The organism is Sphingomonas sp. PvP056, assembly GCF_040549155.1.
Classification (GTDB): domain Bacteria; phylum Pseudomonadota; class Alphaproteobacteria; order Sphingomonadales; family Sphingomonadaceae; genus Sphingomonas.
In genome coordinates, this window is sequence record NZ_JBEPST010000002.1 from 75,270 (window position 1) to 102,176 (window position 26,907).

Genomic DNA, 26,907 nt, shown 5'->3' on the forward strand with positions numbered 1-26,907 from the left:
TTACCCAATGCCAATTCGTTTCAAAACCCCGCTGCTGGGCGCGACCGCGCTTGTCTCGTCGATCGGGTTCGCCGGTGTCGCGCACGCCGATGCTTTTTACCTCGAGGCACAGTCCGCGCGCGGTGCCGGCCGTGCGTTCTCGGGTGAAGCCGCCGATACCGGCCCTGCATCCTTGTGGTGGAATCCCGCCGCAATCGCCGGCATCACCAGCGCGGAAGCTGCGGTCAGCGCGACCGCGATCCTGCCCAAGGGCGACGTGATCGACAACGGCACGCTGATCCGCCGCCCGGGACAGGCGTTCGCGCCAGTTGGCGGCACTTCGGTCTCGCGCGATCCGATCAACAGTGGCGTCCTGCCGAGCGGCGCGATCGCCTATCCTATCACCGACCGGATCGCGATCGGTCTCGCGGTCACCTCGCCGTTCAGCTTTACCACCGATTACGACGCGAACAGCTGGACGCGCTACAGCGCGGACAAGACGCGGTTGCGTACGATCGACATCCAGCCGTCGGTCGGTGTCGTGCTGACCGACTGGCTCCGCGTCGGTGGCGCGCTCAACGTCGAGTTCACCGACGCCTTCCTCAGCAACCAGCTCCCCAACGTGCTCGCGTCGTTGCCGGACGGCACGCAGACGCTGAAGGGCAAGGGCTGGGACTTCGGCTGGACCGCGGGCGTCCAGCTCCACAACGACATCGCCACCGTCGGCATCAGCTACAAGTCGAGCATCGAGCATACGGTGACCGGCGAGCTCAACATCTACAATCTCACCGGCCCGCTCGCCGCGTCGAACCGGTCGCTGTCGGACGTGCAGGCGAAGTTCCGCACCCCGGGGCAGGTGATGGTCGCGGGTCGCCTGAAAGCGACCAACGCGCTGACGCTCAACGCGCAGGTCGTCGCGTATAACTGGAGCAAGTTCGATGCGATCCGGCTCGGCGCACCGCTCAACGTCGCAATCCCTGAGAATTACCGCGACAGCTGGAGCCTCGCGGGCGGCGTCGATTATGCGCTCGGCCCCAAGGCGACGGTCCGTGCCGGTCTCCAGCGCACGATCACCCCGACGCAGGACGGCCTGCGTGACGCACGCGTGCCCGATGCCAACCGCTGGACGTATGCGGCGGGCGGAAGCTATCAGTTGACCCCGCACATCGCGCTCGACGCGGCTGCCAGCTACGTCGACTTCAGCGACACGACGATCGACCGCAACACCGCGGCCTATGCCGGCACGGCGGCACAGATGCCAATCATCACCAACGGCCTGCTGAAAAACGCGCATGCCGTCGTGCTGTCGATGGGCGGTCGCATCACCTTCTGACCAACGGGCGGGGAGGCTGACGCTTCCCCGCCATGGTTCAGGCCGAAGCGGACGGCAGCCTTCCGCTTCCGGCCAATGCAAGACAACATTTAGGTGGCGGGAGTCCCGAACCGGGAATGTGTCCGACGCCCGCAACAACACGTGTTGGCGTTTCGGTTTCCGCACGGCACAAGGCACCAATGCCTGTGACCCCAACCGTCTCTACTCTCGCTGAACTTGCCGAACTGGCCGGCGTTTCGGTCGCCACCGTGTCCCGGTCGCTTGCCGGGAACACCGTGATTGCCAAGGCCACGCGCGAACGCATCGTCGCGCTGGCGAGCGAGCATGGCTTTCAGGTCAATCAGGCCGCGCGCAATTTCCGCCTCGGGCGGACCGGCGCGATCGGCGTCGTCCTGCCGCTTGGGCACGAGGCCGAACAGCATTTGTCCGATCCGTTCTTCATGAGCCTGCTGGGGCCGCTCGCGGATGCGATTGCGGATCGCGGTCTCGACCTGTTGTTGTCGCGGGTGATTCCGAAGGACGATCGCTGGCTCGACGCGATCGTCGATGCCGGACGCGTCGATGGCGTGATCGTGGTGGGCCAGTCGAACCAGATCGACGCGATCGAGCGCGTCGCCAAACGCTATCGCCCGATCGTCGTGTGGGGGGCGGACATGCGCGACAAGACGCAGATCACCGTCGGTACCGACAATATCGCGGGCGGGCGGATCGCGGCGGAGCATCTGCTTGCGCAAGGGCGGCGGCGGTTGGCCTTCTTCGGCAACACCGACGTTCCTGAATTCGCCGCGCGCTACGCCGGGTTCCAGCAGGCGCTGGCGGCGGCAGGGAGCGAGCAGGCCGCGCTGGTGCCGGTGCACCTGACCAGCGAAGCGTCGTTCAGCGCGATCGAGCAGTATCTTGCGAGCCATGCCTCCCCGGATGGCATCGTCGCGGCGTCAGACGTCATCGCGATGAGCGCGCTCCGCGCACTGACGGGACGCGGAAAGCGCGTGCCGCAGGACGTCGGCGTCGTCGGCTATGACGACGTGGTGATCGCGATGCACACCAATCCCCCGCTGACGACGGTGCGGCAGGATGTCGAACGCGGCGCAGTGACGATGGTCGACCTGCTGTTCCGGCGGATCGCGGGCGAAGACGTGGAGTCGGTCGCGATGCAGCCCGAACTGATCCTGCGCGCCTCCGCCTGATCACGCGCGCGCGGGGCGGGGGTCCGGCGTACGGACGAACCAAGTCGCCACCGCCGCCGCCAGCATCATCCCGCCGCCCAGCAGCAGCACGTTGCGCGGATCGCCCCCCAGCAGCGGACGATAGGCGAGCCACACAAACAGGATCTCGACCATCATCGGGATGACGATGAACATGTTGAAGATGCCCATATACACCCCGGTCCGCTCAGCCGGGATGGCGTTGGCGAGCATCAGATAGGGATTGCCCATCAGGCTGCCCCAGCCGATCCCGACCCCGACCATCGCGACCACGAGCAACGGGATCGACCCGGTCGATGCGATCGTCATCATCGCCAGACCCGAGGCGACCATTGCGACGGCGTGGATCGGTCGCGCGCCAAAGCGGCGTGCGAACGGCACCATCGCAAACGCCGCGATGCAGGCGACGAGATTGTAGAACGCGCCAAGCTGCCCGTTGAGCAGCCCCGCATCGCGAAAGCCGACGCTGGTCGGGTCGCTAGTGTCGAAGACGCCACGCGCGAGCGCGAGCACGACATATTGCCAGTAACAGAACATTCCGAACCACTGGAACAGCATCGCCACCGCAAGCTGCCGCATCGTTGGGGGCATGTCGCGGATCGCCGCGGCAAGCCCGCCCAGGGTCGAGCGCAGTGACAACGGGTCGGCGGTGATCGCGGCGTCCTCCTCGGGCGTCAGCGGCAATTCGGGGACGCGCCACACCGACCAGAGGATCGTGGTGATCGACAGCACCGCGCCGATCAGGAAGCTGATTCGCGTGATTTCGGGGATGCCGTTGCTGTCGAGCGCGTCCTTGTTGATCCCCCACCACACCAGCAAGGACGGCGCGAGATAGGACAGCGTCTGCGCGAGCCCGGTGAACGCGCTTTGCGTCAGGAAGCCGAGGGGGCGTTGCGTCTCGTCGAGCCGGTCGCTGACATAGGCGCGATACGGCTCCATCGTAACGTTGTTCGCGGCGTCGAGCACCCAGAGCAGGCTTGCCGCCATCCACAACGTGCGGCTGTACGGCATCGCAAAGAGGCAAAGGCTGCACAGGATCGCGCCGACGAGGAAATAGGGGGTGCGCCGCCCGAGTCGGGTGCGGGTGCGATCGCTCATCGCGCCGATCAGCGGCTGGATGATCAGCCCGGTCATCGGCCCCGCGAGCCACAGCAGCGGCATGCTGCCCTCGTCCGCGCCGAGGTAGCTGTAGATCGGCCCCATGTTGCTTTGCTGCAGCCCGAAGCTGAATTGCAGTCCGAGAAAACCGAGGTTCATCTGCAGGATACGGGCGAAGGACAGATGTACCTTGCCGACCGATACGCTGGTCACGTCTCACTCTCCCCATCGACGAACTGTTGCCGTCCTGCAACGCGCTGTAGCGCCCCACGCAAACGATTGCAAATTCCTCTTGCAATCGTTTGCGAGAGTGGAATAGGTCCGGATCGAGCCGAACAAACGGCCATGCTGTTCCAGGAGAGTGATATGTTCAAAGGGCGCACCCTTTTCCTTGCGACGACCGCGTTGATGGTTGCCGCCCCAGCCTATGCCCAGCAAGCGCCAGCGGCCAGCCCGTCTGCCGATCCGGTCGCCGATACCGCCCCCGATACCCCTGCAGCGGGCGGCGACGACATCATCGTCACCGCGGTCGCGCGTGGGCAGAACCGGCTCGACAGTTCGGTCTCTGTCAGCTCGATCAACAGCGACGCGATCGCCAATGCAGCACCCCGCTCCGCCGCCGAACTGTTCCGCAGCCTGCCCGGTATTCGCTCGGAATCGTCGGGCGGCGAGGGCAATGCCAACATCGCGGTGCGCGGCCTACCGGTCGCCTCGGGCGGTGCCAAGTTCCTGCAACTCCAGGAAGACGGCCTGCCGATCCTTGAATATGGCGACATCGCCTTCGCGAACACCGACATCTTCCTGCGCGCGGACTTCAATGTCGCGCGGGTCGAAGCGGTACGCGGCGGCTCGGCATCGACCTTCGCGTCCAATTCGCCCGGCGGCGTGATCAACCTCATCTCCAAGACCGGCGAGCAGGAGGGCGGCTCGATCCAGGGAACGGTCGGGCTCGATTACGGCGAATACCGGATCGATGCCGATTACGGCGGCAAGCTGAGCGATACGCTGCGCTTCAACGTCGGCGGTTTCTACCGCGTCGGGGAAGGGCCGCGGCGCGCGGGCTATGACGGCAACAAGGGCGGCCAGATCCGCGGCAACATCACCAAGACCTTCGATCGCGGCTTTTTCCGCCTCAACGTCAAATATCTCGACGACCGCGCGATCGCCTATCTGCCGAGCCCGGTCCGTGTGACGGGGAGCAACAGCGACCCGAAATATACCTCGCTGCCGGGCCTTAGCGCCAATAACGACACGATCCACAGCATCTATTTCACCCGCGCGGTCACGCTCGATGGTGCCAACAACCGCGAGGTCGACGACATTCGCGACGGGATGCACCCGGTCGTCAAGGCGGTCGGCTTCGAAACCGAGTTCGAGGTCGCCGACGGGTGGAAAGTAAGTGACAAGTTCCGTTATTCAGACATTTCCGGTCGCTTCATCTCGCCGTTCCCGGCGAGCGTCGATACCGCGCAGAACCTTGCCAATGCGATCGGTGGCCCGGGCGCGATCGTTCGCTATGCCAACGGACCCAATGCAGGGCAGCTTTACGCCAACCCGACGACGTCGAACGCGATCGGGGTCGTGCTGTTCAATTCCAAGCTCAACAGCCTGAACAACATCACCAACGACCTGCGCGTCAACCGCCGGTTCGACGCGGGGGCGGGGACGGTCGATTTCTCGGCGGGTTTCTACAAGTCGCGCCAGACGATCGACATCGACTGGACCTGGTCGTCCTATCTGCTTGATGCGCAAGGCAACAACGCCGCGCTGCTCAACGTGCAGACCGCAACCGGCCTGTCGCGGACCGACAATGGACTGGTCGCGTACGGCGCGTCCTATTTCGGTAATTGCTGCCGTCGCAGCTACAATGTCGATTACGACACCAACGCGCCGTTCGCATCGATCGGCTATACCGGCGGCGGCCTGAACGTCGATGCCAGCATCCGGTACGACACCGGGAGCGCGCGCGGCTTCGTCATCGGCGATGGTCCGGTGACGAGCTTCGACGTCGATGGCAACGGCACGATTTCCTACCCCGAGACGCAGACGACGATCCTGCCGATCAACAGCCCGCAGCCGGTCAATTACAACTTTCACTATGCATCCTATTCGTTTGGCGCGAATTATCGCTTGGCGAGCGACCTCTCGATCTTCGCGCGCTACAGCCGCGGTGGTCGTGCCAATGCGGACCGGTTCCTGTTCAATGCGAACAACGTCAGCCCGCTGTCCGGCCGGCTGCAGCCCGGCGCGCGTCCGGTCGATTTCGTCCGGCAAGCGGAAGGCGGGGTGAAATACAGCAACGCCGGATTGAACCTGTACGGCACCGCCTTCTGGGCAAAGACCGCGGAGCAGAATTTCGAGGCGACCAGCCAGGCGTTCTTCGACCGCACCTATCGCGCCTACGGTGTTGAGCTTGAGGGGAATTATCGCATCGGCGGGTTCAGCCTCGCGGCCAACGGGACGTTCACCAAGGCGAAGATCATCAGCGACAACGTCACCCCCGCGGTGATCGGCAATCGTCCGCGGCGGCAGGCGGAGTTCGTCTACAAGGTGACCCCGCAATATACGACCGGGCTGTTCACGGTCGGCGCGAGCGCGATCGGCACCACGTCGAGCTATGCGCAGGACACCAACCAGTTGAAGCTGCCGGGCTTCACCCAGGTCAACGCCTTCCTCAGCGTGCGCCCGGTCGAGCGCGTCCAGGTCTCGATCAATGCGAATAACCTGTTTGATACCAAGGGCTTTACAGAAGCGGAGGAAGCGTCGATCCCGACCAACGGCATCGTTCGCGCGCGGTCGATCAACGGGCGGACCGTGTCGGCGGCGGTCAGGCTCGACTTCTGAACCGGACGGCCCGGGCGTGCCCCCGTGCGTTCGGGCCGATTGGCCTTTCCTCCCCAGTGAGTAGCAGTTTATGACGACTATCTGGTCCCGCGATGCGGTCGCCTCGATCGCGCACCAGCCGTTTGCAACAGTTCCGAGCAGTTTTACGCCCGATGTCACGCCGATTTTGCCCGGTTTTGACCTGTGGGATTACTGGCCGGTGCAGGAATGTGACGGAAGTGTCGCGGACATTGCGGGGGGCGCCTTGCAGATGCTGCTCTCCGCGCCGGTACTTCCCGATCCCGAATCGCGGCATGCGCTCGCGAGAATCCGGGCGATGCATGAAACCGCGGACGGGTGGCGTGATCTCGGCGATCTGTTGCCCGATGGTCTGGCCCCCGGCAGTCGCGAATGGTCGGGATCGGCGATCGTCTCGCCCGACCACGACCGGGTGATGCTGTACTTCACCGCCGCGGGGCACCGCGGCGAAGTGGAACCCAGTTTCGACCAGCGCCTGTTCGAGACCAGCGCCGACCTCACGATCAAGGATGGCGTGCCGCATCTGTCGGGCTGGACGACGCCGATCGAGTCGGTGGTGGCGGACGGCGTAACCTATGCGCGCGACATGACCGGCGGCGGCGGGATCGGGACGATCAAGGCGTTTCGTGATCCCGCCTGGTTTCGCGATCCCGCCGACGGTGCGGAGTATCTGCTGTTCGCGGCATCGCTCGCCCAATCCATGTCGCCGTGGAATGGCGCGGTCGGCGTCGCGCGGCGCGAGCAGGGGGAATGGCGGCTCCAGTCGCCGCTGATCACCGCGGACGGGCTCAACAACGAACTCGAGCGCCCGCATATCGTCCTGCACGGCGGACTTTATTATTGCTTCTGGGTCACCCAGCGAAAGGTGTTCGCGAGCGACGGTCCCTCGGGTCCGACCGGATTGTACGGGATGGTCGCGGATCGCTTCGCGGGGCCGTGGCGGCCGCTCAACGGCAGCGGCCTCGTTTGCGGCAACCCGCCCGAGTCTCCGCTCGAGGCGTATAGCTGGCTGGTGCTGGGTGATCTGCGCGTGCTGAGTTTCGTGGACCGGCCGGGTCTCGTCGCACAACCGGTCGACGTGGACGAGGCACGCCGTCATTTCGGGGGGACACCCGCAGTGCCGTTCCGCCTCGCGCTGGAGGGGGACCGCGCGACGATCATTTGAGCGTTCGGCCTGCCGGCTGGGCGGATGATTCGTTGCAACAACGAATTCCCGCCTCCGCATGGTCACCGCGAAGCCATAGGTTCTCCCGCGCAGGCGGGAGTCCAGGAGTCGAGCGAACTGTAAGCCGTTGTTTTGCTTGGCACTGGATTCCCGCCTTCGCGGGAAAACGGCAATTGACGGATGGGGGCGATGGGAGCTCGACGCCGCTTCGCTCAAGGCCGTCCTTCTAGCGGAAGATCGCGGGTATTTCGGTCTCGCGCGGCAAGGTCGGCCGGCATTGACCGGGGTAGTGGCGCGGCTACGGTGATCCAGGCCGTGCCAGGCGACGCCCCTTCGCTTTCGGCTGCAGGGGGATAGCCGACGGTCTGGCGAGATCGAAGGGAATGCGATGAAGGTCTGTCTGTCTGCTCTGTTTCTGGCGCTGGCCGTCCCCGCTCTGGCGCAGGAACCGGTTGCAGCGCCTGCGCCCGTTGCCATGCCGTCCCCGGCGTTGCCGCGCGTCGTGCTGGACACGAGCGCGGGCCGGATCGTAATCGAAGTGGAGACGGCGAAGGCCCCGCTCTCCGCCACCAACTTCCTCAAATACGTCGACCAGAAGAAGCTCGACGGCGTGGAATTCTACCGCGCGGTCAAGGCCGCCGATCACTTTGGCTTCGTCCAGTTCGGCGCCAATGGCGAGCCCAAGCGCCTGCTCCCGCCGATCGCGCACGAGCCGACGACGCAGACCGGGCTCCACCACACCGACGGCGAGGTTTCGCTCGCCCGGCTTGCACCGGGCACCGGGCGCAGCGAGTTCACGATCAGCGTCGGAGACCAGACCCGCTCGCTCGATGCAGGGCAGGGGCAGCCCGCGGACAATCTCGGTTACGCGGCGTTCGGCCACGTCGTCGAAGGCATGGACGTGATCGTCGGCATCATGGACGCACCCGTTTCCCCGACCGCCACGCAGCACGGGGCGTTCCAGGGGCAAGTGCCGGTGGCTCCGGTGAAAGTGCTGACGGCGCGGCGGGTGAAGCCGTGATCTGGCCTGGGGCGGCGGCGTGTGCCCGGATCGTCGCCCCTAGTGGAGTTTCATCGCGCGTCACGCCTCGGCGTAAAGCTCTTGACCCCTACGAGAGGCGTCATCGTGAGGAATGATCCAATAAAAACAATAGCCTGGCAAAAGGCCTGATCAGGTATTTCGTAGCATTTGTAGCACCTGATTGTAGCGGGCGACAGGTCAACTTAAGCCGACCCATGTCCTTGGTCCATGCAATCAGCCCGGTGGCGCGGCAACTTCATCGATCGCGCTTTAATGGGGGCGCTGTCGGGGTGAAGAGGGTGGGAAGCGGCCTGTCCGCTTTCGGGAGGCGAACGGCGTAACCGAACGTTCGTTCAGGTAGCTATGCAGGGGGCTGTGTAGTCATATTGAGTAGAAAGCGGAATGGCCGCTTTTGGGGGTGGATTGGTGAAAGCGAACGCTGAATCCGCGCTACGTGATGGCAACGATCCGCCCTTGCAGTCATCTCACTAAAGGCGCGATCTAAGACGCGACGGCGGCGACGACTAAGCTGAAGAACTGAAAACATGCGTATGCGCTAGCCAAGTGGCTTTGGTTCACCCGCTATGATCAGTAAAGCGCGCAATCTTGCGGGTAGGTGCCGTCGTTCGGAATAGCTGAGGCAGAAGCCAGACTCCCTCGTTAGCCGATCGGTTTGCACCATCCGCACATTGTGAACATCGCCATGCTCGGCAAACAGCCGCTGAAGCCCGAACGTCAGACCTGTACCGTTGAATGCCCATGCCAGTGTCAATCAGCTGTCGCCGGTGGTCAGCGCGCTTTTGATGGCCAGATACGCCGGTGCTCGAAGTCAACCGTCGCATGGGGATTTCGGATCATGCGTTCTACCGGTTAGAGGCGCGCGTCGTTAATGGCGTACAAACGACGTTGTTCCAAATTGTGCGTAGTCCTCGATTGGCTTGCGGCCTAGGGAAGAAGCTTTTGCGCGCCGATGCGCGGAAGGAGCCATACGGGTATCGATTGCCGATCTTCGTGGTGGACGTGACAGGAACATCGAGAGAAACGACTTGATGCCGGCCGCGATCCGCAGCGCAGAGTGTTGCCTCGCTCAAACCCGCGTCCAAAATCATCCCCCAAGCCGTCGCCGTCAATCTCGGAAGCCGCGTTGTAAGGTCGATGTAAGCCTCCGATCGCATCTGGCCTCGATGGCGTGACGGTAGCGACCATGATTCCAAGGCGGTGTTTGCATCTCGCCTGAGCTTGAAGGGTTCCTTATGGCATCCCGCCTGGTACGTATCATCGTTGCGACGGCTCTAGCAATTCTCTTCGAAACAGCGGTGATTGTGGGGTGCACGCTTGCCACACCCGACAACGCTGCCCCGACGTTCGGCATGACGTGTCTGGCCTTTGCCATCGTGGCATTCCTTGGAGGTCGTATTCCCACTGCTGCCGCGGTGGTAACCGGCGCGCTTGAGCTTGCCCTGATCTTGCCGGGCGAAGGGTTTGCGGTCAGCGATCCGGACCATGCCATCGGGTTGATCGGTGTCATCACCACCGGGGTAATGATGGCCTGGTATGTTGCCCGCCGCGATACGCTTTCCGCGGTTCTGGCTGCGGACGTGGCGGCCAGCCGGCAGGCGGCGGAATGGCGAAGCGTGGCGCATGCGGAGCTCGCGCACCGCCTCTCCAACGATCTGTCAATCTTGGTCTCGATGGCGTCGATCAAGGCGAGCGATGCGACCAGCCTGGAGGCGCGGGACCTTCTCACCGACATCGGTAGCCGATTGGTTGTTCTGGGACGCGTGTACCAGCGTCTCGAAGTGCGCGACCGCGATACGCAGGACGCGATCGCAGCCCGGCAGTTTTTGCTCGATCTCTGCGGCGACCTGCAACTCACCACCTTGAGTATCGGATCGATTTCGTTGCGTGCGGATATCGACGAAAGCCTTCGTCTGCCGATCCGCACGTTGAGCCTGCTTGGTCTAGTTGCAAACGAAATGCTGACCAATGTCCGCAAACACGCTTTTCCTAACGGGGAAGGCGGCGAAGTCTTGCTGTACCTGCACCGGCACACCTTCCGCCCGGACTGCGTCGAGTTGATGGTTACCGACAATGGCGTCGGGTTCAGCAGCGGTGACGGCAAAGATCGCCGTGGTCGCAGCCTTCTGGTTTTGCTCGCGAAACAGATACAAGGCACGATCGCCTATGCGCGGATCTCCGGCACGACCGTGGCGACACTGCAATTCGCCTTGCCAGCCGCCGCTGCAATCGGCGCTATTGGCGCGCAAGGGGAATGACCATTGCGAAGCGCGTGCCACCAACGGGGCCGTCGGAGATGTTCAGGCACCCGTCGTGCAAGGCGACGATCCGCTGGACGATGGAGAGGCCAATCCCGGCGCTGTCGGACCGCCGATGATCCGCGCGCCAGAACCGCTGGGTCAGCAAGCTGCGGTCCATGACGGTAACCCCCGGTCCGCGATCGGTAACACTTACCGTACCTCGAGGATCGACGGCGATTGCGATCGGTGTCCCGCTTGGGGTGTGCCGCACGGCATTGCTGATGAAGTTCGAGAGCGCGATCGATAGCAGCACCCGGTTTCCGCGGACCAATACGGGCGCGGCCGGCACGTCCAGAGTCACAGGATGTCCGCTTGCCGCGATCATCGGCGCAGAGTCCGTCAACGTGTCCCGCGCTACAGCCACCAGATCGATGGCAACCAGGTCCTCCTCCTCGATCACGTCGGCGCGCGCGAGATCATGCAATTGGGAAACGACGTGCGAGACCCGGTCGACTTGCGCTAACAAGGTCGCGCGCAAGGCGTCGTCGGACACCGCGTCGAGCCTGATGCGGAGAGTTGCCAGCGGCGTGCGCAATTCGTGCACGACGTTACCGACAAACTCTGATTGCGCCGTAAAGCTCTGTTCCAGCCGTTCGATCAGGCTGTTGGTTGCATGCACCAGCGGGCGCACTTCGGTCGGCAATCCCGCGTCGGCAAGCCGCACATGCAGGCTTCGCGGACCGATTGCCGCAGCATGGTCCGATACTTTGCGGACGGTGCGGACCAGAAGCGCGATCAGCACGCTGTTGACTAACGGTAGCAGCAACAGGATCGGCAGTAGCAATGCAAGATACCGGGTCAGGAACCCGCGCGTGATGTCGTCAGTAATGGCACCCGGGCGGGTTTCGTCCTGCGATACGAGGATCCACCAGGTCATATCGGCAATCCGCGCTGGGACGCTGACCACTACGTAGCTGCCGCGCCTGAACGACTCTTCGCTTCGCCCGCGTCTTACGGCATCCCACGGCACGCCGTTGGCATGCGGGCTGTAAGTCACTGCGTGGCCCGCGGCGTTGACGATCGCGAATGCGCGCCCGTCATAGGTACCCGCGTACAGTGCTTCGAGTGCCGGCGGCAGGAGTACGCGACCGGGAGCAGAGGCCGTTGACGTCACCTCCGCAGCGATGTCCTGCGCCTGTGCAATAAGCAGTCTTTCCTGATACACAGCCTTGGTCTGCTGGAGCACGGATGCGGTCAGGAGCGGGATGAAGACCATTGCGAACAGGATCGCAGCCCCTTCGAGGAGCAGGATTCGCGCGATTAGCGAACGCGGCCAGCGGATTCTCACGTTGAGGCGCGCAGCATGTATCCAACCCCGCGGATTGTCTCGATCACGATCGTCGCGCCAGCATGCTCCAATTTGCGGCGCAGGCGATGGACGTAGACTTCGATCGCGTTGGACCCGAGCGGCTCGGACAAGCCGAATAACTGATCCTCAATTACCGCCTTTACCACGACGCGTCCCGGTCGTCTTAGAAGCACGTCGACCAGTTCGAGCTCCCGCGCAGAGAGAAGAAGCACGCGCCCATCGACGTCTACCGCACGCGCCGTGGAGTCGAAACGAAGGTTGCCAACGGTGAGTTCGGCGCCTGCGAACCCGCCCTGACGGCGCAGGACTGCCCGTAACCGCGCGACGAGTTCCTCGACGTCGAACGGCTTCGCAAGATAATCATCAGCACCGTGATCCAGTCCGCCAATCCGCGCCGCCGTATCGCCGCGAGCGGTAAGGACGATGATGGGAACCGGATCCCGTCGCGCGCGAAGAGCACGCAAAACCGTCAATCCGTCCGCGTCGGGAAGCCCAAGATCGAGTACGACCGCGCTATACCGGGCTGCCGCCGCCATCTGTAGCGCGTCCGCGGCGGTGTCGGCATGATCGCTGAAAATCCCGCGCCGCGCGAGCGCCGCTGCCAGCGCTTCGGCCAGTTCCCGGTCGTCTTCTACCATCAACAGCCGCATCGTCGCGCCGGTCCCCCTTGCTTCAAGCCCCTCTTGCAGAAAGGCGCCGCGGAAAAATAGGTCTGTAAGTCTGCTGTAAGCCTCGTTGCCTAGTGCGCCGCCTCTACCTGCCTCGCAAACGAGTTCGAGACTGAGATGACGGCGACGACCGACCACGGCATTGGCCTCCCCGCCACGACCAAAATGGACCGACGCGCACAATTGCGCCTGCTTGCGATTGTGGCGCTGATCATTGTCCTGCTCGTCGTTGTAGTCGCGGTCATGCGCGCCGCGACCAAGCCTGCGGAGTCCGTGACACCGACCGCCCCGCCCGGATCCTTTGCGCCGACGAAGGACCAGCTCGCGGCGATGAAGCTGCAGACGGTCCGTGACGGCACGGTGACCGGCGGCATCCAGGCGACCGGTACGATTGCGGTCAACGGGGACAGCAGCACACCCGTTTTACTGCCTTTCTCGGGGCAGGTTGCCGCGGTGTTTGTCCAGGCCGGGCAGAAGGTGACGCGCGGGCAACCCCTGCTGCGCATCGCGTCACCCGATTTCGTCGAGGCACGCGACCAGTTCGTCACCGCAAGCGCTCAGCGCGCGACCGCTGCCGCGCAGGTCCGTATTGCACAGGATACCGCGACTAGGCAGGCCGCGATCTACCAGAGCGCAGGCGGCGCGCTGAAGGATTACCGTCAGGCGCAAAGCGACCTGGTGACCGCGCAATCCGCCCTGCGGTCGGCGGATGCCGCGCTGGCGGCAACGCGCGACAAGCTGTCGCTGCTCGGTAAGGGCGCGACCGAAATCCGGGGGTTGCAGGCGGGCGGCGATTCGATCTCCGCACAGACGGTGTATCGCGCGCCGGTCTCGGGCGTCGTCGCGAGCCGCGACGTGGCGCCCGGCCAATACGTCACTGCGGGCGGCGAAAAGCCAATCATGACGATCGCGGATGCGAGCCGCGTCTGGCTGATCGCGCAGCTTGCCGAAGGGGATGCCGCGAGCGTCCATGTCGGCGACCATGCACGCGTCACCACGCCAGCCTATCCGGGCCGGGTCTTCGACGCGGTGATCGACAATGTCGGCGCGGCACTCGATCCGGCGACGCATCGCCTCCCGGTCCGCGCGACCGTCCGCAACGACGACGGCGCACTGAAGCCGCAGATGTTCGCAAGCTTCACGATCGAGAAGCGCAGTGGTGCGGCGACCGGAATCTATGTCCCGTCGGACGCGGTAATCCATGAAGGCGACAAGGCTGTCGTATGGATCGCGGGCGCCAAGGGCTATCTTTACGCTCGCCCCGTCCAGGTCGCGGACAGCACCGACGGTGTCGACCATATCGTCGCAGGGCTGAGGGCGGGCGACCGGATCGTCACGTCGGGCGCCTTGTTCGTGAACGAAGCGGGGCTCTGACGTGAACGGCATCGTCGGCTTTGCGCTGCGCCAGCGCATCCTCGTGCTCATGCTGCTGGTCGGGCTTATCCTGGCCGGCGGCATCGCCTTCTACAACCTCAACATCGAGGCCTATCCCGACCCGGTCCCGCCAATGGTCGAGGTGCTGACACAGAGCAACGGCGTCTCGGCCGAGGAGATGGAGCGTAACGTCACGATCCCGATCGAGGTCGCGATGGCGGGCGTGCCGCATATCACTGCGGTCCGATCGATCTCGCTGTTCGGCCTCTCCGATATCCGGATCCAGTTCAGCTACGATTATACCTTTGGCGAAGCGGAGCAACGCGTGCTCGGCCGCTTGTCACAGCTCGGCGCCTTGCCCGGTGGCGCGCAGCCGCAGATCTCCCCAACCAGTCCGATCGGCGAAATCTACCGCTACCGCATCTCCGCGCCCAAGGGCTATTCGGTGATGGACCTCAAGACGCTGCAGGACTGGGTGCTGCAACGCCGGTTCAAGCGAATCCCGGGCGTCGCTGACGTGACCGGCTGGGGCGGCAAGCTGCGCACCTATGAGGTGGTGGTCGACAACGACCGGATGGTCGCGCACGGCGTGACCGTGTCACAGGTGCTCGCCGCGATCGGCAAGGGCGACAGCAACGTCGGCGCGCAGACGATCAACTTCGGATCGCAGGCGGCGATCGTCCGCGGCGTCGGGCTGATCCAGTCGACCGATGCGATCCGCAACGCGCTCGTCGCGACCAATGCGGGCAACCCGGTTTTGGTCAAGGACGTCGCGACGCTGCGGATCGGCAATGCCCCGCGTCTCGGCATCGCGGGCGAGGGCGCTGACGACGACATCGTGATGGGCATCGTGCTGATGCAGCGCGGCGCGCAATCGATGCCGACGATCAACGCGGTCCAGAAAGAGGTCGAGACGATCAACGCGACCGGCATCCTGCCACCGGGCGTCAAGCTCGAGCGGATCTACGACCGGTCCGAGCTGATCGGTGTCACCACCCACACCGTGATGCACAATCTGGTCGAGGGGATCCTGCTAATCTTCGTGCTCCAGTGGCTGTTCCTCGGAAACTTGCGCAGCGCGGTGATCGTCGCGCTGACCATCCCGTTCGCGCTTGCGTTCGCGGTGCTGATCCTCACGGTGCAGGGCGAATCTGCCAACCTGCTGTCGCTCGGTGCGCTCGACTTCGGGCTGGTGGTGGATGCCAGCGTCATCATGGTCGAGAACATCTTCCGCCATATGGTCGAACGGTCCGCCGCGATCGAGGGCGGGCATACCCACGCCACCCCGGCGAGCCGCTTCTCCGCGATCCTGCACGGGTCGAGCGAAGTCAGCCGCGGGATCTTCTTCGCCGCCGCAATCATCATCGCAAGCTTCATCCCGCTGTTCACACTGACCGGGGTCGAGGGGCACATCTTCGGCCCGATGGCGAAGACCTATGCGTACGCTATCGCGGGCGGGCTGGTCGCGACCTTCACGGTGTCGCCGGTGCTGTCCGCGCTGCTCCTCCCGGACTCGCTCGACGAGGTCGAAACCTGGGTCGTGCGCAAGCTCCGCGCGGTCTACGAACCCGCCGCCGCCTTCGCTTTGTCCAACCGGATCGTCACGCTCGGGGGTGCGGCACTACTGCTCGTCACCGCGCTGGTCGGAATGCGCTCGCTCGGGATCGAATTCCTGCCGCATCTGGAGGAAGGCAATCTCTACATCCGCGCGTCGTTGCCGGGTTCCATCTCGCTCGAGGCGGGGCAACCCTCGGTCAATGCTATCCGCGACATGATCGCCACCTATCCCGAAGTCCAGCGGGTTATCTCGTCGCATGGCCGCCCCGATGACGGGACCGACGCAACCGGCTTCTTCAACGCCGAATTCTACACCCCGCTCAAGCCCGCCGACCAATGGCCCGCAGGCGTGACCAAGGAAACGCTGACTGCCGAGCTGCAACACCGGTTGCAGGCGCGTTTCCCGGGCGTCGACTTCGAATTCTCGCAATATATCCAGGACAATGTCGAGGAAGCCTCGTCGGGCGTGAAGGGTGCAAATTCGGTCAAGGTGTTCGGCCCCGACCTCGCGACGCTCCAGCATATTGCCGAGCAGATCCGCGACCAGATGGCCAGGGTGCGTGGTGTTGCCGATCTCGGCATCTCCAACTCGCTCGGCCAGCCGACCGTGCAGATCGACATCGATCGCGGCGCGGCGGCGCGCTATGGCCTGACCCCCGACGATATCAACACGTCGGTCGCCGCGTCGATCGGCGGGCAAAGCAGCGGCGACCTGTACGAGCGCGGGACCGACCGGCACTTCCCGATCGTCGTTCGGCTCAAGGACGCGCAGCGCGATAGTCTGGATGCGCTGCGCCGGATCACGATCGGCGCGCCGTCACCGACCGGGACCGGGTCGATCCAGGTGCCGTTGTCCGAAGTCGCCAAGGTCCGCCTGACTACCGGCGCTTCCTTCATCTACCGCGAACATCAGGAACGCTACGTTCCGATCAAGTTCAGCGTCCGCGGGCGCGATCTCGGCGGGACGGTGGACGAGGTGCAGGCGCGCATCGCCAGGAACGTCACGCTTCCGCCGGGGTACAGCCTCGAATGGGCGGGCGAGCTCGGCAGCCTGACGAGCGCGGTCAACCGGCTCGAGGTGGTCGTGCCGATCAGCCTCGCGCTGATCCTGGTGCTGCTCTACGCCAACTTCTCCTCGGTGCGCGATACGCTGCTCAGCTTCAGCGTGATCCCGATGGCAATCATCGGCGGTGTACTCGCGCTCGCGCTGACCGGGACGGCGTTCAGTATCTCGGCGGCGATCGGCTTCGTGGCGCTGTTCGGCATCGCGGTGATGGACGGCATCCTGATGGTGACGACCTTCAACCAGCATATCGACCAGGGGTTCGAACGCGACGCGGCGCTTGCGGGCACGGTCCAGACCAGCCTGCGCCCGGTGGTGATGACATGCCTCGCCGCTGCGATCGGCCTGCTTCCCGCCGCAGTATCCTCGGGAATTGGGAGCCAGGTGCAGAAGCCGCTCGCGCTCGTCGTGGTCGGCGGAATGGGGCTTGCGCCGATCCTGATCCTGCTGGTGCTGCCAGTGCTGATCGGGCGCTTCTCGCGGCATGTCGGACCAGACGAACGCGGCGCACACGGGCGCGACGTCGCACATCATCCGCATCCCGTCATTCAGCAGGGAGAACCGGCATGAAGCGCGTCACGCTCGCCGCCCCGTTGCTGCTGATCGGCTGCACGGTCGGACCGCAACATCCCACTACCGCGCTGCCGATGGCGCCAGCGATCGCGCCCGAACAGATCGCCCCAGCGCACGGCGCGGCACAGACGATCACGCCGGGTACGGCGCTCGACGCGCATTGGTGGCAGCGCTTCCAGAGTCCCGCGCTCGACGTATTGGTCACGCGCGCGCTGACCGCCAACAATGACTTGGCGGTGGCGGACGCCAATCTGCGACAAGCCCGCGCGCAATTGGTCGTGACCTCTGCCGCCGGCAAGCCGCAGGCCGACGCCTCCTATCAAGTCGAGCGGACTCGTGTCTCGAACGCGTTGCAAAGCCCGCTCGCCGACGCGAGCCAGAACCTTTACACGCTCCACACAGCGCAAGTCTCGGTCACCTATCCGCTCGATCTGTTTGGATTGCAGCGCAATCGCACCCGCTCCGCGCGCGCCGCGGCGGAGGTTGCCCAGGATCGTCTGCTCGCGGCACGAACGACGGTAGTCGGCAATCTCGTGCTCTCCGTAATCCAGTACGCCTCACTTACGGCCCAGATCGATGCCGCGACCAACAGCGTTTCGGGCAACCGCGATATTTTACAACTGCTGCAACGCCGGCAGACGCTAGGGGATATCGGCGCGGCGGACGTCGCCGCACAGCAGACCGTGCTCTCGACCGCCGAGGCCGCACTGCCAACGTTGATGCGGCAGCGCGACCATCAACGTACCGTAATTGCGTCGTTGCTTGGCGTCGCTCCCGGCGCGCCGTTGCCTGATTTGCCGCGGCTGGAAGCACTCATGCTCCCGTCGGCGCTGCCGATCGGTTTGCCCGCACAGATCGTCGCGGCGCGCCCCGACGTCCGTGCGGCGGAGGCGCAGATGCGCGGTGCCGGTGCGGATCTCGGCGTCGCAATCGCCGCGCGGCTTCCCAATATCCTGCTCACCGCGACCGGGGGCAGCACCGCGCTCGATTTCGGCGGGTTGTTTGCAGGCGGGAATCCGTTCTGGGCGCTGCTCGGCGGGGTGACGCAACCGATCTTCCACGCCGGGGCCCTGCGTGGCCAACAGCGCGCGGCCGAAGCGGCGCTCGACAGCGCCAAGGCGCAGTATCGCAGCGCCGCGTTGCAGGCGTTCGCAGATGTCGCGGACAGCCTGTCCGGGCTTCGCACCGATGCCGCTGCGCTCGACGCTGCAACCCGCGCAAACGACGCAGCGTCGCAGAACCTTACCTTTACCCGCCGCCAGCTGTCGCTCGGCGGGGTCGGCACGCTGACCGTTTTCAATGCCACGACCGCAAGCGCTCAATCGACCGCCTTGCTGATCCAGGCACGAGCGCTGCGATTGTCGGACACCGTCGCCCTGTATCAGGCGGTCGGAGGAGGTGTGACGAACCTTGAAAATCACGGGGGTATGTAATGGGCGGGCTAGTAGGAGGGGTCAGCAACAAGATCATCTTGGTCGCTGCCACTTTGACGTTTACGGCACGGGTGGATTTCGACCATGTCCGCGCGTTGCTGTCACCGCAAGCGACCGTGTCGGCCGTTAGTACGCGGCTCTCACGAAAGCTGCAATTGCCAGGCAAGGGGGCTTCGCCGTCCAGCAAACATAGCCGTCGGCAAGTCGATATCGGGATTGGTGCCGAAGAGATGCGCGTCGATGCAAAGATCGTATCCGACCTCTCGCTTCCCGCCGACATCGACCTGCGGATCGGCCGCGATATGCTCGATCATCTTATAGATGTGGATCTGAAGCACCAGCGGATCCGGCTATTTCTCCGGTCGGAATATTCCAGGGCAACGCGCGGCCTGACCGCAATCGTGCTGACACCGCGCGAGGACGGCAGCTGGACCCTTCCGACCAGAGTAGCGGGCCTGACAAGCGAGACCGGCATCCTCGATTTTTCCAGTGAGTCAGAGTTGATGCTCCCCGCGGCGATCGCTTCCGTCGCCCATATCGGTGACGGTACCGTGGTCGAAACGACCATTGGCACGGCGCAACCGATTGGGCGGAAGGTACACATTCGAGACATGGCGGGCTCGCTCCCGGTCCTCGGCTGGCAGACGTTCTCCGGACGCGATGTGCTGCTGGATCTCGGCCATAATCGCATTTGGCTACGCAGCGATGCGACTGCGTCTACAGATGCGATGCGCTAGATGTCCGTTGACCGAAAGTTTGGGACACCATCACGGGCATGAATGACCGCCTGCGGTCGGGGAGGGTGATGCCTTCTCAGCGTCCGCTCATGGGTGGGGGGTGCCGCATCGAAGCGGTCCGCCAGCAATCGCTGCAATGCGTGAGATGCCTGAGAGGCGCTTGCCCCCGGTCTCGTTTTAGCCGCACCTACGGGAGCATAGCCTCGACGAATGTGTTGGCGCCAAGCCGTTCAAGGAGGAAAGATGCGTGGGTTCATGACGGTATTGGCCTGCGGCGTGGCATACATCGCGGCGGCGGCGGACGCCGAGGACAGTAATGCCGATCGACTGTGCAGTGAGCGCCCAGGGCTTACCACAAGCGCGTGCATCACCGCGCCAGGTCGACTCCAGAGCGAGACCGCGCTTACCGACTGGACGCTCGAACGGAGCGACGGCGCGCGTGCCGATACGATCCTCGTCGGTGACACGTTAATTCGTTACGGTGTGGGCGGCAAAACGGAACTGCGGCTCGGCTGGACACCCTACGGCTTCGAACGCGACCGCCACGCAGATGGCAGCGTCGAGCGCAACGGCCGCGTTGGTGACGCAACCGTCGGCGTGAAAACCTCCATCGTCGAACGAACAGGCGACACCGGGTTGGCAATGTCCATCATCGCCACGGCACTCCTGCCGGTCGGGCGGCGGCCGATCGGCGCCGGGGATTGGGGCGCGGCATTCCAGCTTCCCGTCACCTACCGCGCGTCGGACAAAGTCTCGCTGCAAGTTACCCCGCTCATGGCTGCGGCGGTGGACGATGACGGTCGCGGCCGTCATGCCCTGTACGGCAGCGCGCTCGAAATCGAATATTCGTTAAGTGAGGCAGTCAAGGCTGACGTCAGTGCCCAGATGATGCGCGACGACGATCCCGATCCAACAGTTCGTGGCTCGCCAGCTCTGAGCAGTGTCGCGTTGTCCTGGCAGCCAAGCCACAATATGCAGCTTGATCTCGGTACCAATGTCGGCCTGAACCAAGCCGTGCCCGATATCGAAGTTTTCGCTGGCGTGTCCCACCGGTTTTGAACGCTAAACGTCTCATGAGGCAGTCACTCAGCCGAACGTAATGCGAACTGCTGGTCTAACCGCCTGTCGTGGAAGCGAGAGAGCAGGACCACGGCGAAAACAGTGCCGATGAGACACGTTAGCATGTCCCATTGTGTGTTCCATGCATCTCCTTGGGCGCCAAGAAACTCATTTGCGCCCTGGCCTAACGCCATAGCAGCCGCAAATTCGATCAACTCGTAGGACGCGCTTACGGCCAAGCAGCACGCCAAGACCAGAGTAGTGAGTAGCCGGCCCGGCGGCATGCCGCCCAGCTCTATGAGCAACTCGCGCAAGACGATGGCTGGTACGAACCCCTGCATTAGGTGGCCAAATCGATCGTATGGATTTCGCGAAAGACCAAGCCAGCTCTCAACGTCAATGCCTATCGGCACCCGCGCATAGGTGTAGGCGCCGCCCACTATCAGTACGAGACCGTGCACAAAGATGAGGGCGAGCGCCAAATTCGTCGGCTGGAAGCGCCGACGCGTCGCCCAAAGAACAGGTAGAACGATGAGGGCGGGCGCGATCTCCATCTACCACGTCGCACGATCGAAGGGGTTCCAGCCCGACACCACGAGCGCGCCGGTCCACCCTACCGTTAACAGCGCGAGCCCTCTATTAATTCGTGACCGGTTCTGTTCTGGCATTTAACCTCCGAACCCTCCCGCACTGCGCCGATTAGGCGATGCAATCGAGAGCGGTGATCTGGCACCTTCGGCACCTTTTTTCGTTCCGCAGGCACTTCAGCTAAACCGGAATCGACCGTTAGATCTACCGCCCTTTCCCCTCCATGCCAGCGACTGCGCGTTAAGCGCAATTAAGTCAGCCTTTCCGGCCAGCAGCGCCTCGCCGGTGGCGATCGCACGGGCCAGCACCGCGTCGGGCGCGTTAGCGTAAGCGGGTCTACCCACAATATGGTCGTACCAACACCCGCCACAGGCATCGTCGAGCAGAATACGCTGGAAACAGTGATCAAGCCGCAACGACCACTGCGCTTCGATCGCGCGCTTGGGAAGGCGTATGCGGGTCAGATCCAACCATTGCTGCTCGATTCCTGCTCGTGCGCTTTCCGTCATCGATAACCTCCGTGGCCCACCCGATAATGCCTCCATCGGTGAGCACTACTAGTCCGCAGCGGCTAAAATTCGGCAAGACCTGCTGCCACTTGAATGAATGGCAGGTTTCGGGAAGCCGACATTGGCGACCGACGTCGCTTTGCGGGTCAAAAGGATCCAAACTTGATGATCAAGATCTGAACCATCAATGGTTCAGATCTTGATCGGTAGCTAACCGGCGGCAGCTCTCAGCCTACTCAAGCCGTTCCGTCGAAGCGCCAGCAATGTCAGCTTACGCCGGAACCGGTCATCGTAGGGCCAACAGAAGTCGAGCAGGTACCCACAACCAAACGCTATACTATTACAACGCCGCCCTCACGGGCGGTGTTGTCGTTTGTGGCAAACGTGATCAGATCCCCAACCTTCGTGACAACCTCAGCCTCGGGTCCATGTTCGCCATCTGGCTAGATCGCCCCTTTGGGGCCGCTTAAAACTGCGGAATGTCGGCTGTTAAGGGCGATAGGCATACAAGAATTCGACCGGCCGCCGGAATCACGCCTGTGACAACTCAGAGATCGATGAAGCCCCGGCGAACCGCGACGACCACAGCGTGCGTGCGGTCTGTCACGTCGAGCTTGGCGAATATGTTTTTTAAATGCCCCTTGATGGTGTCCTGAGCGAGATTGAGCTGCCAGGCGATCTGCTTGTTGGGGTGCCCTTCTGCGATAAGGCGCAGGATGCTCGCTTCGCGTTCGCTCAACCGCGCTTCCATCGCATGCAGGGCGATCGCTTGGGCAACCTCTGCCGAGATCGCACGCTCGCCAGCATGGACCGCCCTGATGGTCTGCGAGAGATCCTTACGGATACAGCTCTTGAGCAAATACCCGGCGGCACCGGCTTTCAGCGCGCGCATCGCCTGACTATCGCCGGGGAAGGTCGTCAGAACGACGATTGCAGCGCTGGGATCGATGTCCCGGATGCGCTCGATCGCCTCGATCCCGCCCATCTGGGGCATCTGAATGTCCATCAACGTCACATCGGGCGAGAGCAGGTTGAACTGTTCGATCGCCGCAACGCCGTCAATCGCCTCGCCAACGACGTCCATATCCGGCTGCTTGCGGATCGTAGCCGTGAGACCTTCCCGGAGCAGGGGGTGGTCATCCACCACCAGGACCCGGATAGGGTGCTCAACCATGGTCGTCGGTTCAGTCAACAGTCTCTCCCCGACGTGCTCTGAGTGGGAACCATCGTCTCGGTTGCGCAGCATAAGCTACCCGCGCGGAGATTGTGAGCGTTAGTTCGGTACCGGTTCCTGCGGACGAGGAAAGGCTCAGCTCCGCGTCGAGCCGCTTCGCCCGCTCCTGCATGCCGCGAAGGCCGTAATGGCCGGCCCGGTAGCCGGCTTGCAGGATATCGGGTGGGATGCCGACACCATCGTCCAGAATGGTGACCGTCAGCCTCGGCTGTGAAAACACGATACGAACGACGAGCTGCGTTGCTCGAGCGTGGCGCCAGACATTGAAGATCGCCTCGTTGGCAATGCGCGCAATCTCGTCGGCCGCGATCAGGTTGAGCGACACCGCCTCGCCCGATGTGACGATCCGCACCGTGGTGGTCGGCGGGAATACCAGGCGCTCGACGATGTCGTGGATCATCCGCGCAAGGTCGTCGGCACTCTCTGTAATCCGCAGGTCGCGAATCCGGTTGCGCCCCTGCGCGAGAACCTCTTCGGCAAGGTCGATCGTGCTCTCCAGGCTTCGGTGGACGGGAAACTCAGCCGGGATATCATCGACTGCGAGCTGAAACCGTAGAATGAGCGCCTGGATGCTCTGCAAGAGGGTGTCATGGATCTCGCGGGCAACGCGCTCGCGTTCGGCAAGGCGTTCGCTGAGCCGCACGCGAAGCCGCTGCGCAATGGTGTGCAGACGCAACCTGTAGAGCAGCCACAGAGAGAGAAGGGCGATGACGACGCACAGCGCGATGAATGTCTTCGATTGCACGAAGGTCGGCGGCACGATGAGCCTGAACGACGTCCCTTTCCGGTTCCAAACACCATCGTTGTTTGCGGCAATGACGGCGAAGGTGTACGTGCCCGGTGCGAGGTTAGTGTAAAATGCCTGCCGCCGCTGGCCCGGATCGATCCAGTCGCTGTCCAACCCTTGCAGGCGATAACGAAAACGCACGCGGCTCGGAATGGCGAGACTGAGCGCGGTATACTGGATCGCGATGTTGCGCGTACCGGGTGGGAGTCGAAGATCGGCTGTCACCGGATAGGACTTTCCGTCTGCGACAACGGACCGGATCGCCAGCGACGGCACGATCTGATTACGCTCGAGGCGGCTCGGATCCATGCGCAGAATGCCCTGGCGAGTCAGGAACCAGAGCCGATCGTCCCCGCCCAGCGCGATCTGCAGGCTCTGGGAATTTTGGGTCCGGCTGGTGAATCCATCCTGTTCGTCGAACAGATCATGGGCGATCGGCGCCGACGGTCGGTCGAAGGCGCGGTCCAGGTCAGCGGTGGCGACCCGGGCGATGCCTTTGTTATTGAGCATCCAGGTGTCGCCGGCCTCGGTCTGGACGATGCCGCGGACGCCCCGCAGCCACGGCTGGGCTGAGATTGAGAGACGCTGGATCCGGTGACCGTCCCATCGGGCCAGTCCAGTACCGCCACCGACGAGCAGCGCCTTCGCATTGCCGAAAACGGTCGTGATCCCGGCCACGCCAAGATCCGCCTCCGACAGATGGATAGTCCGCGGCCCATCGAGAATGACGACGGATTTTCTCCTGAGCGACCCCACAATGGCGCCTCGCCAGTCGAAGAAGATGTCGAGCGGCGTACGGCGCGAGGGTAGATCGACCTTCCGCCAGCCCTGACCGTCACGGTAGAGGATATTGCCCGCCTGTCTGGCCAGCCAGAATGTCCCGCTCCGGTCCTCGCCGCAGCTGGAGACCGACTTTCCGTCCGGCCACGAAACCCGTGCCGTAATCCGGCCATCCTCGATCCGCGCGGCATGACCCTTTTGTGCCACCCAGATGCCCCCCCGGGAGCGGCAGAGCGCCTGGATGTCATCCTGCAGATCGATCACGAACCGCGGCTCGTCGTTGGGCACCGAGCGCCAGAGGCGAGACCCGTTCGCCAGGTAGATGTCGCCGCGCGCGTCGGGCATGACCATGAAATTCTCGGCCGAACCGCTGGTGAGCAGGGGGATGCGCTCGATATTGGATCGCCGGAATTGATCCAGTCCCAGCTCGGTCGCGATCCAGACGTTGCCTTCGCGGTCCTCGAGGAGTGCCACCGCTTCGTTCGAGGTGAGCCCATCGGGGGTCCGGAAATAAGAGGGGGTGCCAGCTGTGGTACCGTCAGGGCGATCGATGCGGAAAACGCCGTCGGTATACGTCGATCCCCATAGATCGCCATGACTGTCGAAGAGCAAGCTGATCCGCCGCGCCGTTCGATCGGTGGCCTTCGATACGCTACGCGCTGGAGCCTTTGCGCCGCCTGGAAAGCCGGGCAGCACTCGCGTCCCCCCCGCATCCGACAGCCAGATGCGGCCGGCACGGTCCTGGGCGAGACCGGCACCGTTGCTGATCATGAGCCCGCTCGCCTCGAAGCGCCGCGCTCCGGGACGCAGGAAGAAGATCTGGGACTGCGTTGCGAGCCAGACGGTCCCGTCTTGAGCCGACAGCACCGCGGAGACGGCCTGGTCGTCGGGTACGCCCCACCGCTCGTTGATGCTCTGCCACTTGCCAGCGGCGTAGCGCTTCAGGGCCTTGCGCCCACGCCCCCCGACGACCCAGATGGCACCCTCACGATCCTCGACCAGCCCGGTCACTTCGCCGGGGGCGCCGGGCATCCCCGCGCGCTCGAGCCGCCCCTGGCGCATGACCTCGACACCAGCCCCGCCGGCGTAGCCGACCCACAATCTGCCGGCGCGCGTGACAAGGAGCGCGCTGACCGGAATCGAGCCGCGTGGATGCCCCTTGGCCACGGGAATGGGATCGAAGCTCACGCCGTCGAAGCGGTAGAGCCCATCATAAGTGCCGAGCCATAGATATCCGTCGGGCGTCTGCGCAAGCGCCTGCACCATTGCCGGCACGCCGTCTTTGCTCGTCCAGCTGGTGTGGGTGAACTTACCATTCGTCCCGCCACCGTCTCTCGCCGACGCGACTGCGCTCAACGCGCAAAGCAGGATCAGCAGACACAGGCGGACAGCAAACATGGATCTCGCGTGTCAGATGGAGGGGCGACGTTAAAGCGTTACCACGCGGTTGGAGCACGGACGAGCGACCCGAAAGGGGGGCAGGGCTACATTTCTGGCGCACACATACATCGGGCAGTCTTGATACTTGATCGTCCCGCGATCCGGCGAGGGAGCCATGGCCGGGCAAGCGACCGAAACGCCAGCCCGGTCATCGCCATCGCAACGAGGAGCAGCGCCGTCAGCACGAACGTCGTCATGTCGATCTCCGTCCCTTGCCGCCGAACGGTCAGCGGACCATGGCTGCCAAGGCGACGAGCTGTTGTGCCACGAGGCCTGCAGTCACTTCGTCCGTGATCTCATGGGCCGTCGGATCGATGCGGCTCGGCATACCGCCGATCATGATCTCCGGCTTGTTCAGCACCTGCGCGTCGAGAAAGACCATCATCTGACGAAGATGATATTGCGCGCGGGCTCCGCCGATCGTGCCGGGCGACCCTGTCTGGATCGCCACCGGCTTGCCGGCAAGCGGCTGCGGCGTCACGCGCGAGAGCCAGTCCAGCGCGTTCTTGAGCACGCCCGGAACCGAGTAATTGTATTCCGGTGTGACGATCAGGACGCCGTTCGCACCGCGAATGCTGTCCGCCATTTCCAGGACGGCGGGCGGGAAGCCTTCGGCCTGGACGTCCGCGTTGTAGTGCGGAAAATCGCCGATCGAGGCAAGCGGGGTGATCGTCACCCCCTCCGGTGCCAGTGCGGGAAGAGCCTTTGCCAGCGCAGCATGATAGCTGCCCTCACGCAGGCTGCCGAGGAGGGTGACGAAGCGGAGCGGTTTTGGATGGGACATGGGTCGGTTGCTTTCGTTTGGGGGGCAGCGC

The 26,907-nt window shown here is 63.9% G+C and carries 19 protein-coding genes; 11 read left to right on the plus strand and 8 right to left on the minus strand.

Annotation, left to right across the window (positions count from 1 at the left end; all coding sequences use genetic code 11):
- The first annotated feature begins 7 nt into the window (after window positions 1-7).
- Together ABIC17_RS04560 and ABIC17_RS04565 are read left to right on the plus strand one after the other, a co-directional pair.
- Window positions 8-1,312 (plus strand): OmpP1/FadL family transporter, encoded by a 1,305-nt coding sequence (locus tag ABIC17_RS04560; protein WP_354279596.1) that lies wholly within the window; start codon window positions 8-10, stop codon window positions 1,310-1,312.
- A 179-nt stretch (window positions 1,313-1,491) separates the two neighbouring features.
- On the plus strand, window positions 1,492-2,499 hold the full coding sequence (locus ABIC17_RS04565) for a LacI family DNA-binding transcriptional regulator (protein ID WP_354279598.1): 1,008 nt from the start codon (window positions 1,492-1,494) through the stop codon (window positions 2,497-2,499).
- Here the strand turns inward: ABIC17_RS04565 and ABIC17_RS04570 are convergent, their stop codons facing one another.
- Window positions 2,500-3,828 (minus strand): MFS transporter, encoded by a 1,329-nt coding sequence (locus ABIC17_RS04570; protein ID WP_354279600.1) that lies wholly within the window; start codon window positions 3,826-3,828, stop codon window positions 2,500-2,502.
- Window positions 3,829-3,981: 153 nt separating this feature from the next.
- Between ABIC17_RS04570 and ABIC17_RS04575 the strand changes: the two genes are divergently transcribed.
- The 4 genes from ABIC17_RS04575 to ABIC17_RS04590 all read left to right on the plus strand — a co-directional run bounded on the left by ABIC17_RS04575 (window position 3,982) and on the right by ABIC17_RS04590 (window position 10,939).
- On the plus strand, window positions 3,982-6,459 hold the full coding sequence (locus ABIC17_RS04575; RefSeq protein WP_354279601.1) for a TonB-dependent receptor domain-containing protein: 2,478 nt from the start codon (window positions 3,982-3,984) through the stop codon (window positions 6,457-6,459).
- 70 nt (window positions 6,460-6,529) lie between these two features.
- Complete coding sequence (locus ABIC17_RS04580; RefSeq protein WP_354279603.1) at window positions 6,530-7,642, plus strand: glycoside hydrolase family 68 protein; 1,113 nt, start codon at window positions 6,530-6,532, stop codon at window positions 7,640-7,642.
- A 388-nt stretch (window positions 7,643-8,030) separates the two neighbouring features.
- Window positions 8,031-8,663 (plus strand): peptidylprolyl isomerase, encoded by a 633-nt coding sequence (locus ABIC17_RS04585; RefSeq protein WP_502958409.1) that lies wholly within the window; start codon window positions 8,031-8,033, stop codon window positions 8,661-8,663.
- Between the two features lie 1,253 nt (window positions 8,664-9,916).
- The gene (locus ABIC17_RS04590) at window positions 9,917-10,939 is read left to right on the plus strand and encodes a sensor histidine kinase (RefSeq protein ID WP_354279605.1); all 1,023 of its coding nucleotides are present in this window, start codon (window positions 9,917-9,919) and stop codon (window positions 10,937-10,939) included.
- On the opposite strand, the gene ABIC17_RS04595 is transcribed toward ABIC17_RS04590, so the two are convergent.
- Together ABIC17_RS04595 and ABIC17_RS04600 are read right to left on the minus strand one after the other, a co-directional pair.
- On the minus strand, window positions 10,917-12,269 hold the full coding sequence (locus ABIC17_RS04595; RefSeq protein WP_354279607.1) for a sensor histidine kinase: 1,353 nt from the start codon (window positions 12,267-12,269) through the stop codon (window positions 10,917-10,919). The genes ABIC17_RS04590 and ABIC17_RS04595 overlap by 23 nt on opposite strands.
- A complete protein-coding gene (locus ABIC17_RS04600) occupies window positions 12,266-12,940 on the minus strand; it encodes a response regulator (RefSeq protein ID WP_354279609.1) in 675 nt (224 codons plus the stop codon). The genes ABIC17_RS04595 and ABIC17_RS04600 overlap by 4 nt, the downstream gene beginning before the upstream one ends.
- A 135-nt stretch (window positions 12,941-13,075) precedes the next feature.
- Here ABIC17_RS04600 and ABIC17_RS04605 point away from each other — a divergent pair, with 135 nt between their 5' ends.
- The 5 genes from ABIC17_RS04605 to ABIC17_RS04625 all read left to right on the plus strand — a co-directional run bounded on the left by ABIC17_RS04605 (window position 13,076) and on the right by ABIC17_RS04625 (window position 20,754).
- Window positions 13,076-14,332, plus strand: a complete 1,257-nt coding sequence (locus ABIC17_RS04605) for an efflux RND transporter periplasmic adaptor subunit (protein ID WP_354279611.1) — start codon at window positions 13,076-13,078, stop codon at window positions 14,330-14,332.
- Window position 14,333: 1 nt separating this feature from the next.
- Window positions 14,334-17,522: an efflux RND transporter permease subunit gene (locus tag ABIC17_RS04610; RefSeq protein ID WP_354279612.1), complete on the plus strand. Its 3,189-nt coding sequence runs from the start codon at window positions 14,334-14,336 to the stop codon at window positions 17,520-17,522.
- On the plus strand, window positions 17,519-18,958 hold the full coding sequence (locus tag ABIC17_RS04615) for an efflux transporter outer membrane subunit (RefSeq protein ID WP_354279614.1): 1,440 nt from the start codon (window positions 17,519-17,521) through the stop codon (window positions 18,956-18,958). Before ABIC17_RS04610 ends, ABIC17_RS04615 begins: the two co-directional genes overlap by 4 nt.
- Window positions 18,958-19,695: a hypothetical protein gene (locus ABIC17_RS04620; protein WP_354279616.1), complete on the plus strand. Its 738-nt coding sequence runs from the start codon at window positions 18,958-18,960 to the stop codon at window positions 19,693-19,695. The genes ABIC17_RS04615 and ABIC17_RS04620 overlap by 1 nt, the downstream gene beginning before the upstream one ends.
- A 243-nt stretch (window positions 19,696-19,938) precedes the next feature.
- Window positions 19,939-20,754, plus strand: coding sequence for a transporter (locus ABIC17_RS04625; RefSeq protein ID WP_354279618.1), 816 nt, complete (start codon window positions 19,939-19,941; stop codon window positions 20,752-20,754).
- A 23-nt stretch (window positions 20,755-20,777) separates the two neighbouring features.
- Here ABIC17_RS04625 and ABIC17_RS04630 read toward each other — a convergent pair whose 3' ends face one another.
- The 5 genes from ABIC17_RS04630 to ABIC17_RS04650 form a co-directional block, all read right to left on the minus strand.
- On the minus strand, window positions 20,778-21,308 hold the full coding sequence (locus tag ABIC17_RS04630; protein WP_354279620.1) for a DUF2238 domain-containing protein: 531 nt from the start codon (window positions 21,306-21,308) through the stop codon (window positions 20,778-20,780).
- 210 nt (window positions 21,309-21,518) lie between these two features.
- Window positions 21,519-21,851: a GCN5-related N-acetyltransferase gene (locus ABIC17_RS04635; RefSeq protein WP_354279622.1), complete on the minus strand. Its 333-nt coding sequence runs from the start codon at window positions 21,849-21,851 to the stop codon at window positions 21,519-21,521.
- A gap of 547 nt (window positions 21,852-22,398) precedes the next feature.
- Window positions 22,399-23,043 (minus strand): response regulator, encoded by a 645-nt coding sequence (locus ABIC17_RS04640; protein WP_354279623.1) that lies wholly within the window; start codon window positions 23,041-23,043, stop codon window positions 22,399-22,401.
- Window positions 23,036-26,050, minus strand: a complete 3,015-nt coding sequence (locus ABIC17_RS04645) for a sensor histidine kinase (protein WP_354279624.1) — start codon at window positions 26,048-26,050, stop codon at window positions 23,036-23,038. The genes ABIC17_RS04640 and ABIC17_RS04645 overlap by 8 nt, the downstream gene beginning before the upstream one ends.
- A 268-nt stretch (window positions 26,051-26,318) precedes the next feature.
- Window positions 26,319-26,876 (minus strand): NADPH-dependent FMN reductase, encoded by a 558-nt coding sequence (locus tag ABIC17_RS04650; RefSeq protein ID WP_354279626.1) that lies wholly within the window; start codon window positions 26,874-26,876, stop codon window positions 26,319-26,321.
- Window positions 26,877-26,907 lie beyond the last annotated feature (31 nt).

Bases quoted from the DNA above. Each gene is read 5' to 3' on its own strand.
- ABIC17_RS04650 (WP_354279626.1), bottom strand. From the start codon at position 26,876: ATGTCCCATCCAAAACCGCTCCGCTTCGTCACCCTCCTCGGCAGCCTG.
- ABIC17_RS04565 (WP_354279598.1), top strand. From the start codon at position 1,492: ATGCCTGTGACCCCAACCGTCTCTACTCTCGCTGAACTTGCCGAACTG.
- ABIC17_RS04580 (WP_354279603.1), top strand. From the start codon at position 6,530: ATGACGACTATCTGGTCCCGCGATGCGGTCGCCTCGATCGCGCACCAG.
- ABIC17_RS04635 (WP_354279622.1), bottom strand. From the start codon at position 21,851: ATGACGGAAAGCGCACGAGCAGGAATCGAGCAGCAATGGTTGGATCTG.
- ABIC17_RS04615 (WP_354279614.1), top strand. From the start codon at position 17,519: ATGAAGCGCGTCACGCTCGCCGCCCCGTTGCTGCTGATCGGCTGCACG.
- ABIC17_RS04630 (WP_354279620.1), bottom strand. From the start codon at position 21,308: ATGGAGATCGCGCCCGCCCTCATCGTTCTACCTGTTCTTTGGGCGACG.
- ABIC17_RS04605 (WP_354279611.1), top strand. From the start codon at position 13,076: ATGACGGCGACGACCGACCACGGCATTGGCCTCCCCGCCACGACCAAA.
- ABIC17_RS04645 (WP_354279624.1), bottom strand. From the start codon at position 26,050: ATGTTTGCTGTCCGCCTGTGTCTGCTGATCCTGCTTTGCGCGTTGAGC.
- ABIC17_RS04590 (WP_354279605.1), top strand. From the start codon at position 9,917: ATGGCATCCCGCCTGGTACGTATCATCGTTGCGACGGCTCTAGCAATT.
- ABIC17_RS04560 (WP_354279596.1), top strand. From the start codon at position 8: ATGCCAATTCGTTTCAAAACCCCGCTGCTGGGCGCGACCGCGCTTGTC.
- ABIC17_RS04575 (WP_354279601.1), top strand. From the start codon at position 3,982: ATGTTCAAAGGGCGCACCCTTTTCCTTGCGACGACCGCGTTGATGGTT.
- ABIC17_RS04620 (WP_354279616.1), top strand. From the start codon at position 18,958: ATGGGCGGGCTAGTAGGAGGGGTCAGCAACAAGATCATCTTGGTCGCT.
- ABIC17_RS04585 (WP_502958409.1), top strand. From the start codon at position 8,031: ATGAAGGTCTGTCTGTCTGCTCTGTTTCTGGCGCTGGCCGTCCCCGCT.
- ABIC17_RS04625 (WP_354279618.1), top strand. From the start codon at position 19,939: ATGCGTGGGTTCATGACGGTATTGGCCTGCGGCGTGGCATACATCGCG.
- ABIC17_RS04600 (WP_354279609.1), bottom strand. From the start codon at position 12,940: ATGCGGCTGTTGATGGTAGAAGACGACCGGGAACTGGCCGAAGCGCTG.